Raw genomic sequence first — 15451 nt, forward strand, 5'->3', positions numbered from 1 at the left:
GTCACCGCGTCCGTCGTCGAATAAATCGTTAGAAATTTTATTGGTAATGTTTGTTAATAAACCCTAACAATCGGCTGTGAACATTATGTGCGTAGTGTTCTTCAACTGGCTCAACAGCACGCATGAACGGTGCTCCAAAAATACCATCAGATATATCATCAATCGGATAAGGGAATGTTTTTACAGAACTCACCTTTATTGTGTGGGCAAAATCTTTAATATCTTCTTGGCTGCGATCTTCAAAGAAATATGGGTCGTATACTGTAGCGACAGTAAAATGCGATTTTGACTCTCCATTTTTTGATATTTTTGGTAAGAAGATAATATCACCTTTATTCATATTTAACATATGAGCTAAAATATCGCGTCGTCCTCTTGCTGCCTCACAACCCACCTCAACGCTCCAATATTTTTTAGCGGCAATTATATATTTGACTAACCAAACATCTTCAGGTAGTCGTAAATCTAATGTAGGAATGCCCCATCCTTGTCTTAAGTTGCCAAATGTAAATAACTCATCTAACGTAAAATCTAGGCAGTTATCATAATTTGTATGACAATGAACTTCTGAATTTTTCTCGCCCAATGCTATCTCTGAAGCATTTAGTTTATTAACGTCGCAGGCTCCTCCATTGGGATCACCGCCAGGCCCAGTTGGTAATCTAAAAACCCACATTTTCATCTTTGATTTCCTTTATGTTTGGTGTTGGTCAATTTTGATTTCTAACAGTTTATTAGGCGGCGTTCTGGAATATCAGGATAGGAAGCCTGCGCTCAATCGGTGCGCACACGCCGCCTATCTGGTTCGTCGAGAATTCCGCATAGTCTGGCATTATCATAAATCGTGTCCCCAAAATTCAGTTAATGTTAATGGATAAGAAGCATACACGAAGCCCCGTAGAACCGGCAACTACGTATTCCCATGAGTTCTGGGAAAATTACACACTTTTTCTTGTTAAACAAGGCATTAGTCAGAAGTATGTGACATGGTATGTGTTGCGTACTAAGCAGTATATTGCTTACTTTCCCGACGACCATATCCGTACCCATACACCCCAACAGGTAGAGGAATATCTCACCAAAGTGGGGCGTGAAGTCAACTTGAAAGCCTGGCAATTTGGGCAAGTCGTCGATGCTATACGGATTCTGTTTTGTCTGGCATTGAAAAAAAGTTGGGCAAACGACTTCGATTGGGAATATTGGTCAGCGTCGGCGAAAAAGTTGGAAGCCAACCATGCCACCGTTGCCCGCGATTACACGGATGCCCTCGAAGGTCTGGAGGGATTGGAAATGCTCGAAGGGGAAGAGCGTTGTTCCAATGAGCTTTACCAACGTTACCAGCCAGCCTTAGCTGAAGTGGTCAAAGTGGTACGCCTCAAAAATTACGCGATGCGCACTGAACAAACCTATCGTGGTTGGATTTCCCGGTTTTTCTACTTCCACAAACCCAATGACGTGCATGATTTGGGGGGTAAAGAAGTCAAACAATACCTCGAATACCTTGTGCTTAAACGCAATGTGTCGGTTTCCACCCAAAAGCAGGCATTAAATGCGCTTGCGTTCCTGTTTAATCAAGTCTGGAAAAAGCCGCTGGATGATTTGGGCGACTTTATCGGTTCAAAACGCCCGCGTAAACTGCCGGTGGTGCTGTCCCGCGATGAAGTGCGCCGCGTATTCCAACACCTGAAAGGAACGCATCACTTAATGACGGGCTTGCTCTACGGTGGCGGTTTGCGCCTCATGGAATGCGTGACCTTGCGGATTTTGGATGTGGATTTTGATTACAACCAACTGCTGATCCGCAATGCCAAAGGGTTTAAAGATCGGATTGTGCCATTGCCTGAGCGTTTCAAAGAGGCACTTAAACAACAAATCGCTTTTGTTGAGCGTCAACACCAAATGGATTTAAAGAACGGGTTTGGTGAGGTGTACTTGCCGGATGCCTTGGGTCGTAAGTATCAAAATGCGGTGAAAGAATTACGCTGGCAATACGTGTTTCCTTCCAGTGGTGTCGCTGCTGACCCGCGTTCTGGGGTGGTGCGTCGCCATCATGTGCATGAAACCAGTTTGCAGAAAATCATTCGTCGGGCGGTGAAACAAGCGGGCATCACCAAACACGCTACCAGCCACACCTTCCGCCATTCGTTTGCGACCCATTTGCTCGAATCCGGTTATGACATTCGCACGGTGCAGGAGTTGTTGGGGCATTCGGATGTGTCGACGACGATGATTTATACCCATGTGCTGAATACGCCCGGTATCAGTGTGCGCAGCCCCGCCGATATGATGTAGTGAGTCTGAGATACGCTACCGCCCTGATCTGTATTGACCCCACCCGATGCGTTGCGTTGATTTTGCAACAATAGGCTGTAATTTACACTTGATTGCGCCGGATTACAAAAATTAATCGCACCTTAAGCACCATTACCAGCAATCATGCGCCATTGCTTACCCACACTATTCCCGACTAAACCACTAGGTAATACCATCCCTGAATGGGTGCTTATTTCGAGTATGCGTCAGGATGGTGTAAACTCGCGCCCAGATATTCAAGTTGACTGAGGAAAACAGAATGACAGACATGACCCGTGACCACGTTGAAACGCTACTGAAAGGCATCAAAGACCGTTATTTGGAGCAGGACATCGTATCCCTGCATCAAGTAAAAGACATCCGTGTGGAAGGCGGCAATGTAGCCGTCAGCGTGGTGCAAGGCTACCCGGCGGGCAACTATCGGGATGAATTGGCAGCAGAAATCAAAGCCGCATTAGCCGCCGCTGGCGCAACCAACACAGACGTCAGCGTCACCACCCAAGTGGCAGCACACGCTGTGCAGAAAAGCGTCAAGCGTAAAGACGGCATCAAAAACATTATCGCGGTCGCATCCGGCAAAGGTGGCGTAGGCAAATCCACCACCGCCGTCAACCTAGCACTCGCCCTGAAAGCCGACGGCGCAACAGTCGGTATGCTTGACGCGGATATTTACGGCCCCAGCCAGCCGCGCATGTTAGGCATCAGCGGTCAACCCGAATCCAGCGATGGCAAAAGCCTAGAGCCAATGCAAAACCACGGCATTAAAGCCATGTCGATTGGTTTTCTGATCGAAGAAGACACCCCAATGATCTGGCGCGGCCCAATGGTCACACAAGCACTGGAGCAATTGCTGGGTGATACCAACTGGGGCGATTTGGATTATCTGGTCATCGACCTGCCACCCGGCACGGGCGACATTCAATTGACACTTTCCCAGAAAATCCCGGTATCTGGCGCAATCATTGTCACTACCCCACAAGACATTGCCTTGTTGGATGCACGTAAAGGTCTGAAAATGTTTGAAAAAGTCGAAGTACCGATTTTGGGTATTGTCGAAAACATGAGTATGCACATTTGCAGCAACTGCGGCACAGTCGAACACATCTTCGGCGAAGGCGGCGGTCAACGCATGGCAGAACAATACGGCGTGAACTACCTCGGTGGTCTGCCACTCGACATCAAAATCCGCGAACAAGTCGACAACGGCAACCCGACCGTGGTGTCTGACCCGGATGGCGCGGTCACGCAAATCTACAAAGAGATTTCCCGCAAAGCCTCGTCACGTTTGGCACAAAAAGCCAAAGACTACAGCACCAAGTTCCCGACCATTAAGATCATGAACGTTTAATTTGGTTTGAGTCTGACGGATGTGGCAGAACGACCGCTGCCACATCCATTACTTGCGTCCTTCGATGTACCCCCCTATGCTTTGCCCCCATTAGTGCCGCCAGCATAAAGGATACCCATGAACTACGAAGGCATCGAAACCCTCCCGCTACAGGAATACACCGAGAAAGCCTATCTCGACTATTCCATGTACGTCATTCTTGACCGCGCTTTGCCGCATCTTGGCGATGGCTTAAAGCCTGTGCAACGCCGCATTGTCTACGCCATGTCCGAATTAGGGCTGACGGCGGCTTCCAAACACAAAAAATCCGCACGTACTGTCGGTGACGTATTGGGTAAATTCCACCCACACGGCGACTCGGCGTGTTACGAAGCAATGGTGTTAATGGCGCAACCGTTTTCCTACCGCTACACGCTGGTGGACGGGCAGGGCAACTGGGGTTCGCAAGATGACCCGAAATCGTTTGCGGCGATGCGTTACACCGAATCGCGTTTGACCGCTTACGCCAAAGTATTGCTGCAAGAATTGGGGCAGGGTACGGCGCAATGGCAACCGAATTTCGACGGTTCGTTGGAAGAGCCAACCATTTTGCCCGCCCGCTTGCCGAATATTTTGCTCAACGGTGGCAGCGGCATTGCGGTGGGGATGGCGACCGATATTCCGCCGCATAACCTGCGTGAAGTGGTGAATGCGTGCCTGCATTTGCTGGATCACCCCAATGCGACCTTGCAGGATCTGCATCAGCACATTCCCGCGCCGGATTTTCCTACCGAAGCCGAAATCATTACTCCGGCGGCGGATTTCCTCGCGCTTTACGAAAAAGGCAACGGCACGTTTAGAATGCGGGCGCGTTACGAAATCGAAGATGGCGACATTATTATTACCGCCTTGCCGTATCAAGTGTCAGGCAGCAAGATTCTGGAGCAAATTGCCGCGCAAATGCAGGCGAAGAAACTGCCGTTGGTGGAAGATTTGCGCGATGAATCTGACCACGAACAGCCAGTGCGCTTGGTGATTGTGCCGCGCTCCAACCGCGTGGATGTGGACATGCTGATGTCGCATTTGTTCGCCAGCACCGATTTAGAGCGCAGTTACCGCGTCAATATGAATATGATCGGTCTGAATGGTCGCCCGCAAGTCAAAAATTTGCTGCATATTTTAACCGAATGGCTGACGTTCCGGCGGCAAACGGTGACGCGCCGCTTGCAATGGCGGCTGGATAAAGTCGAAAAACGCCTGCATTTGTTGGCGGGTTTGCTGGTGGCATTCCTCAATATTGATGAAGTGATCCACATTATCCGTACCGAAGACGAGCCGAAAGCGGTGTTGATGCGCCGCTTCGATTTGACCGAGATTCAGGCGGATCACATCCTCGATACCAAATTGCGCCAATTGGCACGTTTGGAAGAAATGAAGATTCGCGGCGAATTGGACGAGTTGGAAAAGGAAAAAGAAACCTTGCTGGCATTGCTGGGTTCGGATACTAAATTGACCAATCTGATCCGCAAAGAATTGAAAGAAGATGCGAAGTTGTACGGTGATGCACGGCGTTCGCCCCTGCAAGAACGTGCGGCGGCACAAGTGTTGGATGAAACTGCGCTAACACCATCCGAGCCGGTGACGGTGGTGGTGTCGAAAATGGGCTGGATTCGTTCGGCAAAAGGGCATGATATTGACCCCGCGTCATTGAGCTATAAGCAGGGTGACGAATTCCTAACCTCAGTACGCGGGCGTTCCAGCCAGCAAGTGGTACTGCTGGATAGCACTGGGCGCACCTATACATTGCCAGCGAATGCCTTGCCATCGGCACGCGGGCAAGGTGAGCCTTTGACGGGTAAGTTAGCACCACCGGCAGGCGCGAAGTTCCAATACGCGCTGATGGGCAAAGACAGCGATCAGTATTTGCTGCATTCAGCGGAAGGTTACGGTTTCTTGTGTGCCTTTGGCGAGATGCAAAGTCGGGTGAAGGCGGGCAAAGTGACCCTGACGGTGGGCGAGGGCGTGGCGATTTTACAGCCCTTGTTGGTGACAAACCTTGCCACCGATTCGCTGGTGCTGGTGTCATCATCGGGTTATGTGCTGGTGATAGGCTTGCAAGATGTGCCACAGCTTTCCAAGGGCAAGGGCAACAAATTGATCAGCCTGAAAAAAGGCGGGTTGGGCATTGCCGATGAAACCGTGCAGTTTGCGGTGATTTTGCCTGCGAATGCAGCGTTGCTGATTCGTGCGGGTAAGCAGTTCAAAACGATTAAAGGTGCGGAACTGGATGAATACCGCAGTGAACGTGCGAAACGCGGCAAATTGCTTCCGAAAGGCTACCAAAATGTCACTGGTCTGGAAATAAGCGTCAATTAGTAAGGAAAACTTGAATCCCGCCCCGCGTAACCTACTATTCATGGCATAACATCTAACCTAGAGGTCGAAAGACATGATGCGGATTATTTTACTGGCACTGACCAACTTTGCGGTCATGGCTGTGTTATTTCTGTCGATGAATATTATCGGCAGGCTGTTCGGCATTAATATGAGTGCGGGCAGCATGAGCGGCATTATGATAATGGCGGTCGTGATGGGTTTTGGCGGCTCATTTATCAGCTTGCTAATGTCCAAATGGATGGCGAAGCGCAGCATGGGCGTGCAAATCATTGAAAACCCACAAACTGCGCAAGAACGTTGGTTGGTGGAAACGGTGCGCCGCCAAGCCGAAAAATCCGGTATTGGAATGCCCGAAGTTGGGATTTTCTATTCACCCGACCCGAATGCATTTGCAACAGGTGCCAGCCGTAACAATGCGCTGGTGGCAGTCAGCCAAGGTTTGCTAGACCACATGACGGCGGATGAAGTCGAAGCGGTATTGGGGCATGAAATTGGTCACGTTGCCAATGGCGACATGGTGACGCAAACCTTGCTGCAAGGTGTGTTGAACACCTTCGTGATTATTTTTGCGCGGTTGATTGGCATGATGGTGGATAACTTCTTCCGTGGTAACAATAGCGAAAACAGCGGGCCGGGTATCGGGTATTTTGTGGGTTCGTTCATTGCCGATATTCTGCTGGGGTTCTTGGCAACTGCGATTGTGATGTGGTTTTCACGTTACCGCGAATTCAAAGCGGATATTGCCGGTGCGGATTTGGCAGGTCGTCAGAAAATGATCAATGCACTGAAACGCTTGCAAAGCGCTCATGCGGTACACGATTTACCCGGTGGCATGGCAGCATTCGGTATCGCTGGCGGTTTGGGCGATGGCTTGAAGAAAATCTTCATGACCCACCCGCCGCTGGAAGACCGCATTGCCGCGCTGCAAAACATGCACTAAACCTCTATAATCCCCGGTTTTATCCTGAATCGGGGATTTTTCTGTGTACACACTCCTACGCGATCTGCTGTTTCTATTTCCCGCTGAAACCTCACACCATCTGGCATTGGATTCCCTGAAACTGGCTGGCAAAACCGGCGTATTGGGCAAACCGGCGGCGTTGCCGGGCAAAGCTGTCACGGTAATGGGCATTGAATTCCCGAATCCCGTAGGCTTGGCGGCAGGGCTGGATAAAAACGGCGAATACATCGACGCTCTGGCGGCATTAGGCTTTGGTTTCATTGAAATTGGCACAGTGACACCACGTCCGCAACCCGGCAATCCTAAACCGCGTTTGTTCCGTTTACCCAAAGCGCAAGCCATTATCAACCGCATGGGCTTCAATAATCACGGGATTGATTATTTGCTGGAGAATGTCTCCAAAGCGCATTATCCCGGTATTATTGGCATTAATATCGGTAAAAACTTCGATACACCGGTTGAGAAAGCGGCGGATGATTACCTAATCGGTTTGCGTAAAGCTTACCCTGTGGCGCATTACATCACGGTCAATATTTCCTCGCCGAATACGCCGGGGTTGCGCACTTTGCAATACGGGGATGAATTGAAGCGTTTATTGGTCACTTTACGTGAAGAGCAAAATCGACTTGTCCAGCAATACGGGCGTTACGTGCCGGTGGCGATTAAGGTTGCGCCGGATTTAAGCGAGGTGGAAATCCGTGATATGGCGCAGGTGTTTTCCGAGGTGCAGATTGATGGCTTGATTGCGACTAATACAACCTTGGATAAATCAACGGTGCAAGGTTTACCTCATGCCAATGAACAAGGTGGATTGAGCGGTAAGCCGTTGACGCAGCATTCGACAGAAGTGATTCGGCAGTTCCGGGCGGATATGGATAGCCGGATTCCGATTATTGGGGTCGGGGGGATTTTGTCGGGGGCGGATGCGCAAGCGAAATTGGCAGCGGGTGCGAGTTTGGTGCAGGTTTACAGCGGATTTATTTACCGAGGGGCGGGGTTGGTGCGTGAGTGTGTGGAGGCCACAAAAAAGGCCGGATAAGACCGGCCTTTTTCTTCAGATGATGAAATCTGATTACTTAACAGCAGGAGCGGCTGGTGCAGCAGGAGCAGCCGCTTCAACTTTGACTTCAGCAGCAGGAGCGGCTGGAGCAGCGTAAGTGCCTGTCGCTGGTGCAGCAGGAGCAGCCGCTTTGTTGGCTTCAGTCATTTTTTGCTGTTGAGCAGCCATCGCTGCACGCTGTTCTTCGACTTTCTTGAAGAAAGCATCAGCTTGAGCGCGTTGCATTTCCATTTGCTTTTGGATTTGCTCGAAGCTAGGCGCTTGCATCGCGTAGCTAGGTGCCATCATCATTGGGCTGTAACCGTAGCCAGGCATTTGCTGCATCATTTGACCTTGAGCAGGTGCTGCTGCTGTTGGCATTTGACCTTGAGCAGGCATTTGCTGCATAGCAGGTGCTTGTTGCATACCGTAGCCGCCCCAAGGGTTGCCGCCGTTAGCACCGTTAGCTGAAGTGTTGCTGTAGCCGTACATATTGCTGTTGCCATCGCCGTAACCGTAGCCACTGCCTTGTACATTGGTAGCGCCATCGCCACGGCCTTGACCGTAAGTATCAGCAGCCAAGTCGGTTTTGCCTTTGCCTTTGAACGTGATGCTGAAATCAACTTCACCGTCAGCATCGCCTTTGCCACGACCCCAGCCGTTTACGTCGCCAGCGCCAGTGCCGTAACCTTGGCCTTGACCGCTAGTACTGCCTTGACCTTGGCCTTGGCCTTGACCGACGCCGCTGCCATTGTCAAAGCCGTCGAAGAATTCAGCAGATGCAGCACCGGAAGCAGCCAGTAATGCGATCATCAGTACGATTTTTGTATGTTTCATGGGATATACCTCTAGCGGAGAGTAATGCGCTCATCAGCGCGTAAAAAGGGTTTAATTAATATAAGCAAATCATAATATTCTGATTGTGCTAATGCAATACCTGTTCGTGATATTTCTGTTTTTTCATGACGATTTGTTGATTTAAGTTAGAATACCAAGATTGCTTGAACAATAGGTGAACAAATGATTATCACATCTGCTGACGTTGCCCGTGCCATGGAAGACGCTGATTTATTGTATTCCGCTGAGGATATTGCTGCCATGTTGGATAGGATGGCGACCGAAATTACTGAAAAACTGGCGGATAAAAACCCGCTGGTGTTGTGCGTGATGACGGGTGGCGTGATTTTGACGGGGCATTTGCTGACGCGCTTGGCATTCCCCTTGGAACAGGATTATTTGCACGCCACGCGCTACCGTGGCAAAACCAGTGGCAGTAAAACGATTGCTTGGTTGCACAAGCCGGATACATCGTTAGCGGGGCGGAATGTTTTGTTACTCGACGATATTCTCGACGAAGGTTATACCTTGCGTGAAATTACCCGCTGGTGTTGGGAACAGGGTGCGGCAAGCGTGCATGTAGCAGTTTTGGCGGATAAGCAACACGAGCGTCGGGTTGAAGGTGTTCACCGTGATTTTTCGGCGTTGGAATTACCGGATCGCTACGTGTTTGGCTTTGGGATGGATTACAAGGAATATTGGCGCAATGCCAACGGTATTTACGCAGTAAAAGGGTTGTGAAATGAGCACGATTGAATTTGCAGTAATCGGCGGCACCGGGCTGACCGAAATCGAAGGCTTGGAAGTGATTCACCGTGAAGTGGTGCATACGCCTTACGGTGAGCCGTCCGGCCCGGTGACGCATGGGATGATCGCTGGTAAGCGCATTGTGTTTCTGGCGCGGCACGGTTATACCCACAATATCCCCCCGCATCGGGTGAATTACCGTGCGAATTTATGGGCGCTGAGAAGTTTGGGTGTTAAAAAAATAGTGGCGATTGCCGCCGTGGGAGGGATTACGCCGGAAATGCAGCCCATGCGTTTGGTGATTCCTGATCAGATTATTGATTATACCCATGGGCGGGCGCATACCTTTTTTGAAGACGGTTTGACCGATGTGACGCACATTGATTTTTCGTGGCCGTATTGTGCAGAAGTGCGCAATGCGTTGCTGGCGGCGGCTGAATGCGCCAAGTTGGATGTGGTACCGCGTGGCACGTATGCCGCTACCCAAGGCCCGCGTTTGGAAACGGCTGCTGAAATTACCCGTTTGGAACGTGACGGCTGTGATTTGGTGGGCATGACGGCGATGCCAGAAGCGGCGCTTGCCCGCGAGTTGGATCTTTGTTACGCGGCTTGTGCGGTGGTGGCGAACTGGGCAGCAGGTAAAGACAGTGAAGAAATCACCATGGAGGATATTCAGCAGAATTTAGTGGTGGGCATGGCGAATGCGCGTGCTTTGTTGCGTGCCTTGGTGTGCTGATCAGCTTTGGATAACCAGCCGCCCTTGTATTTACAGCCAGTGGCTTCACGGCGACTGGCTGTTTTTATTCTGGTAAGCCATGTGCTGGCGGCGCTCGTGGTGGGTTTTATGCCTGCATTACCGTGGTGGGGCAAGGGCTTGCTGCTGGTGTTGATCGCGGTGTCGTTGCGTTATTACTGGCGGCTGCATATTAGCCGGGTTGCGCCGAATGCGGTGCAGGAAGTGCGTTTTTATCAGGTGGATAATGCCTTGGTGCGTACTGCTTCTGCGGGGTTTTTTGCGTGGTTGGATGATAGTAGCTTTTTGCATCCGTGGGGGTGTGTGCTGAATTGGCGGACGCAAAACGGTAAGTTGTATTCGCTGATTGTCATGCCGGACAGTGTGCCGTCGGATGTTTTACGGCAATTGCGCGTGCGGGTGAAGTTCAGTCCGGCGGATGTCCCTGAAAAATAAAACCCTCCGGCGCAGGAGGGTTTTGAAGCATTAAGGGCTGTGAATTTTTATGATGACTATTTTTAGGGACTCTTGGGCTTAGTCAGTATGTATAACGATTAAGCGCAGGTTCGGTTGACACATCATGAAAATTTTTCGGGTACAATCGCCATTATTATTGTGTAACCTGATGTTGCCTCATGCCTTCCAACAAAACTGATAATACCCAACCTGCTGAATCCCTTGATCTTACGGCGCAAGTCGTGCCGCCTACGCCTCCTAAACAGCAAGGTCTCAAATTGACGGGTAAAGCCGCTGCCAAACCTGCTCCCAAGCCTAAAGCAGTGGATGAAACCCCGATTATTTCCTACCGCCACGGCGAAACCCGCAAGAACAACCCGGAAGTGGGCATGGTCAACGATGCCAATGACCCGGCACAGCCTAAGACTGAGTGGGCGCATAATCCGCACCTTGCGCCAGAATTGCAGTTTGATTCCAGTCGGGCGGCGGTGGAGCAATTGATTGATGAGGCGCTGGCGAGTGGTGATGAGGCGGTGATGCGGGAGGCGTTGGCGGAACTCAAGCGGATGCAGTCGCCGTTTTTGAATTGGGCGGGGAAGGCGGAACGTACCAGCTTTGCGGTGGATACGGTCAGTTTGCATGTGCATGAGCGGATTGATCCGTTGAGTATTTTGTCGGCGTTGCAGCGGGGGATGAAGAACCCCTCACCCCAGCCCTCTCCCTCAAGGGGCGAGGTAGCGAAGAGGTTTGGTTCTGGTCGGTTTCAGTTTGGGTTGTTTAATGCGCCGTTTGAGAATTTGCCGTTGCGGGATGCGGTGGATTTTTACCATCACGATAAGGGGTGGTCGAACCGCTTGGTGGCGGGGGATTCCTTGCTGGTGATGAATTCGTTGTTGCAGAAGGAGAGCATGGCGGGGCAGGTGCAGATGATTTACCTTGATCCGCCGTATGGGATTAAGTATGGCTCGAATTTCCAGCCGTTTGTGAACAAGCGTGATGTCAAAGACCGCAAGGATGAGGATTTGACGCAAGAGCCGGAAATGATCAAGGCGTTTCGCGATACGTGGGAACTCGGCATCCACTCGTATCTCACCTACTTGCGTGACCGCTTGCTGCTGGCGCGTGACCTGCTCGCCGACAGCGGCTCAATCTTCGTCCAAATCTCCGACGAAAACCTCCACCACGTCCGCGAACTCATGGACGAAATCTTCGGTGTCGATAACGTTGTTGCGCTCATTACTGTTCAAAAAACATCTGGGCAAACGTCCCGATTTTTATCTGGAACTTGTGATTACTTGGTTTGGTATGCAAAAGATATTGAATACTTAAAATACCGACAGCCATTGTTATCAAAAGAAATTGGTGGTGCTGGTAGTGCAATGTATCAATTCTTTCAGCTCGACACCGGAGAAGTAAAAAGATTGGGACAAAAAAATCCGCCAGATGCCGCTAAAGTTTTTCGTTTGGGCGATGTTACTTCACAAAGGCAGGGTCGTGATTCTGGTTTGGGTTCAGCAATGTATTTTCCAGTGCAAGTAAATGGTAGTGAATTTTATCCGCCAAGTTCACGGGGTTGGACAACAACCTCAGAAGGTATGGAACGGCTTTCAAAAGCTGGAAGGCTTGTCCCACAAGGTATAAGACTTTCATACAAACGCTTTATTGACGACTTTTCAGCATTCCCGCTAGGAAATAACTGGGTAGATACAGCGGGAGCAAGTGACCGTATTTATGTTGTTCAAACGGCAGACAAGGCTGTTGAGCGGTGTATGTTGATGACGACGGAGCCGGGGGATTTGGTGCTTGACCCGACTTGCGGCAGCGGCACAACCGCATTCGTGGCAGAAAAGTGGGGGCGACGCTGGATTACCTGCGATACCTCACGGGTAGCCGTAACGCTGGCAAAACAACGCCTGATGACCGCCAGCTTCGACTACTTCGACCTCAAATACCCGCAAGAAGGCTTGAAAGGCGGCTTCATTTACAAAACCGTCCCGCACGTCACGCTAAAATCCATCGCCAACAACCCCGAAATCGACCTGATTTACGATAAACTGCATCCGGCGATTGAACAGGCGTTACGGGAACTGAATGCCATGATAAAACGGCCCCCTCCTAAGGGGCAGCTACAAGAATGGGATGTGCCGTTCGATTTCCCCGCCGATTGGCCAGAATCCGCCCGCGCCTCATTCGACGCTTTCCACACGGCGCGTCAGACGATGCAACGCCGCATGGATGACAGCATCGCCGCCAATGCCGGACAAGAAACCCTCTACGACCAGCCGCAAATCGCCAAAGACAAACGGCGCATCACCGGCCCGTTTTCGCTCGAAGCCGTGCCATTCCCCACCGTGCTATCCCTCAACGATGCCGTGCAACCCACCCAAGCCGACAACAGCGTTGCCCGCAGCGGTGAAACGTCCCGCCAAACCCAATGGCGCGACGAACTGATGAAAACCGGCATCCGTGGCAAAAATAAACAAATGCTCAAATTCGCCGAACTCGAAACCTTGCCCGGTACGCGCTACCTGCACAGCAGCGGCACTCTCGATACCGGCGAGCGCGTGGTGGTCAGTTTCGGTCCCGAACACGCCGCACTCGAACAACGCCAAGTCGAAAATGCCCTGCGCGAAGCCGGGGAACTGTTCCCGCTGCCGAAAATGATCGTGTTTTGCGCCTTCACCTTCGACCCCGAAGCAGCCAAAGACATCGACGCGACCAAAGGCATCACCGCCCTGAAAGCGCAAATGAACACCGACTTGCTCACCGAAGACCTCAAAAAACAACGCGCCAACAACCAAAGTTTCTGGCTCATGGGACAACCCGACGTAGAAGTGCGCAAACGCAAAGACGGTCAGTACGAAATCGAAGTCCACGGTTTCGACTACTTCGACACCACTAAAGGCGAGTTGCAATCCGGCGGCAAAAACCGCATCGCCGTCTGGTCGTTGGATACGGACTACGACAACCGCTCGCTGTTTCCTGCACAAGTTTTCTTTCCGATGGCAGGCAAACAGGACGGCTGGTATAAACTCAAGAAAGACATCCGCGCCGAACTCGACGAAACGCGGCTGGATGCGTTCCACGGCACGGTGTCTTTGCCATTTGCGGCGGGCGACCACAAGCGCATTGCCGTCAAAATCGTGGATGACCGTGGGATAGAATCGCTGAAAGTGATGGAGTTGGAGTGATAGATATGGATCAAAATAATCTTGGTATGACAGGCTATTTTAGCTTTGAGGGCAGTATTGACCCTCCTAAAAACGTTACGTTTTCGGTGAAAGATTTTGGGTGTATCCAAAAAGGAGAGTTTCAATTAAAGCCGTTGACTATTTTCTGTGGAAAAAATAATACTGGAAAAACATGGGCAATGTATGCCCTCTACGGAGTATTAAGTGGCATTGATATAGATGGCGAACTGCCAGAGATTAAAAATCTGGCAAATCAATTGCGCACTTCTGGAAAAGCACTATTAAATCCTAGTGAATGGTTTGAGAGGAATTTTATTCTTATTGAGAATATCATTAAAAACTCTATTAATAATGAATTGGCTAGAATTTTGAATTCTTCAAGTGATTTTTTTGAAGAATCAGTTTTTAATTATGCTTTAAACAAAGAATGGTCGGTAAAATATTTTCAAGCATTACAAATTAATACTAGTCTTGCAGATATAGGCGGGCATCCGGTTTTTCATGCAGAGAAAGAACATCAACACCTAGATATAAAATTTACTTTGCTTGATGCGAGTTTGCCTGATATAGAAATGCATTTAAAGAGATTTATTTTTAGACATATTGCTGGGGAACGCTATTTGGGTGCTGGTCATCCTTTCTTATTGCCTGCGGAAAGAAATGGACTGCATTTAGTGTTTAGGGAGTTAAATTTTACACGAGTGCAGGCATTACATGCTGGTCGGATTGGATCAAGAGAATTAGAAGATTATTTAAAGCGTCTTTCTCTTTATGCAAAACCTATAGCTGATTATATTGATTGGTTAAATACGTTATCGCTAGGTGGTAAGTCTTTTATTAAAATAATAACGCCAATGCAAGAACTAACGTTTGATATAGAAAAAATCAGTGGTGGTTCTTATGAGATTGACGATAATAATAAAATATCGTTTATTAACAATAATATTCAAACCGAACTTCATCTCTCTTCCTCCACTGCCAATTCTTTAGCAGGCTTATGGTTTTTTTTGAATGGAAATGGTATGGGAAAACCATCAGGAAAATTGGCGACATTGATGATTGATGAACCTGAATTAAATCTTCATCCAAGTAATCAACGAGCATTTGCTCGTTTGATTTCAAAATTAGTAAATAAAGGAATGCGAGTTGTGATTAGTACGCACAGCGACTACTTGATACGTGAAATCAACTCTTTGATCATGCTGTCACAAGAACACCCACAACGCGCTGATCTAATGGAGAAATACGGTTATACCGAAGCTGAAATTCTGAAGCCTGAGCAGGTTGGGGCGTATTTGTTTGACAAAAACAGTATTCAAACAATGGAAGTATCACAGGAGGAAGGCATCATTGCCACCACTTTTGATGAAGTCATTAACGATTTGAATGAAACCAGTGACGACATTTTTTATACATTAAAGTACGGCGCAGGCAAAGGGAACTAACAACG

12 protein-coding genes are annotated in these 15451 nt (G+C 49.6%); 10 read left to right on the forward strand and 2 right to left on the reverse strand.

Features of this window, described 5'->3' with window-relative positions:
• Positions 1-37: 37 nt before the first annotated feature.
• Positions 38-682, reverse strand: coding sequence for a hypothetical protein (locus HMY34_RS17420; protein ID WP_202716700.1), 645 nt, complete (start codon positions 680-682; stop codon positions 38-40).
• A gap of 188 nt (positions 683-870) precedes the next feature.
• Between HMY34_RS17420 and HMY34_RS17425 the strand changes: the two genes are divergently transcribed.
• From HMY34_RS17425 to HMY34_RS17445, 5 genes are all read left to right on the forward strand, one after another.
• Complete coding sequence (locus HMY34_RS17425) at positions 871-2292, forward strand: integron integrase (protein ID WP_202716701.1); 1422 nt, start codon at positions 871-873, stop codon at positions 2290-2292.
• Between the two features lie 280 nt (positions 2293-2572).
• Positions 2573-3661 carry an iron-sulfur cluster carrier protein ApbC gene (gene apbC, locus HMY34_RS17430; protein ID WP_202716702.1) on the forward strand — a complete coding sequence of 363 codons (1089 nt, stop codon included), beginning with the start codon at positions 2573-2575 and terminating at the stop codon, positions 3659-3661.
• Positions 3662-3778: 117 nt separating this feature from the next.
• Positions 3779-6016 carry a DNA topoisomerase IV subunit A gene (gene parC / locus HMY34_RS17435; protein ID WP_202716703.1) on the forward strand — a complete coding sequence of 746 codons (2238 nt, stop codon included), beginning with the start codon at positions 3779-3781 and terminating at the stop codon, positions 6014-6016.
• A gap of 73 nt (positions 6017-6089) precedes the next feature.
• Positions 6090-6977, forward strand: a complete 888-nt coding sequence (htpX, locus tag HMY34_RS17440) for a protease HtpX (protein WP_202716704.1) — start codon at positions 6090-6092, stop codon at positions 6975-6977.
• A gap of 43 nt (positions 6978-7020) precedes the next feature.
• Positions 7021-8037, forward strand: a complete 1017-nt coding sequence (locus HMY34_RS17445) for a quinone-dependent dihydroorotate dehydrogenase (protein ID WP_202716705.1) — start codon at positions 7021-7023, stop codon at positions 8035-8037.
• A gap of 33 nt (positions 8038-8070) precedes the next feature.
• Here the strand turns inward: HMY34_RS17445 and HMY34_RS17450 are convergent, their stop codons facing one another.
• A complete protein-coding gene (locus HMY34_RS17450) occupies positions 8071-8874 on the reverse strand; it encodes a hypothetical protein (RefSeq protein ID WP_202716706.1) in 804 nt (267 codons plus the stop codon).
• 183 nt (positions 8875-9057) lie between these two features.
• Between HMY34_RS17450 and HMY34_RS17455 the strand changes: the two genes are divergently transcribed.
• The 5 genes from HMY34_RS17455 to HMY34_RS17475 all read left to right on the forward strand — a co-directional run bounded on the left by HMY34_RS17455 (position 9058) and on the right by HMY34_RS17475 (position 15446).
• On the forward strand, positions 9058-9615 hold the full coding sequence (locus tag HMY34_RS17455) for a hypoxanthine-guanine phosphoribosyltransferase (RefSeq protein WP_202716707.1): 558 nt from the start codon (positions 9058-9060) through the stop codon (positions 9613-9615).
• Position 9616: 1 nt separating this feature from the next.
• Positions 9617-10357: an S-methyl-5'-thioinosine phosphorylase gene (locus HMY34_RS17460; RefSeq protein ID WP_202716708.1), complete on the forward strand. Its 741-nt coding sequence runs from the start codon at positions 9617-9619 to the stop codon at positions 10355-10357.
• Between the two features lie 6 nt (positions 10358-10363).
• Entirely contained in the window at positions 10364-10810 is a 447-nt protein-coding gene (locus HMY34_RS17465; RefSeq protein WP_202716709.1) for a protein YgfX, read from the forward strand.
• A gap of 179 nt (positions 10811-10989) precedes the next feature.
• Positions 10990-14001, forward strand: a complete 3012-nt coding sequence (locus tag HMY34_RS17470) for a site-specific DNA-methyltransferase (RefSeq protein WP_202716710.1) — start codon at positions 10990-10992, stop codon at positions 13999-14001.
• A 5-nt stretch (positions 14002-14006) separates the two neighbouring features.
• Positions 14007-15446: an AAA family ATPase gene (locus tag HMY34_RS17475; RefSeq protein ID WP_202716711.1), complete on the forward strand. Its 1440-nt coding sequence runs from the start codon at positions 14007-14009 to the stop codon at positions 15444-15446.
• Positions 15447-15451: the final 5 nt, after the last annotated feature.

The sequence above is a fragment of the Thiothrix subterranea genome (genome assembly GCF_016772315.1).
GTDB lineage: Bacteria > Pseudomonadota > Gammaproteobacteria > Thiotrichales > Thiotrichaceae > Thiothrix > Thiothrix subterranea.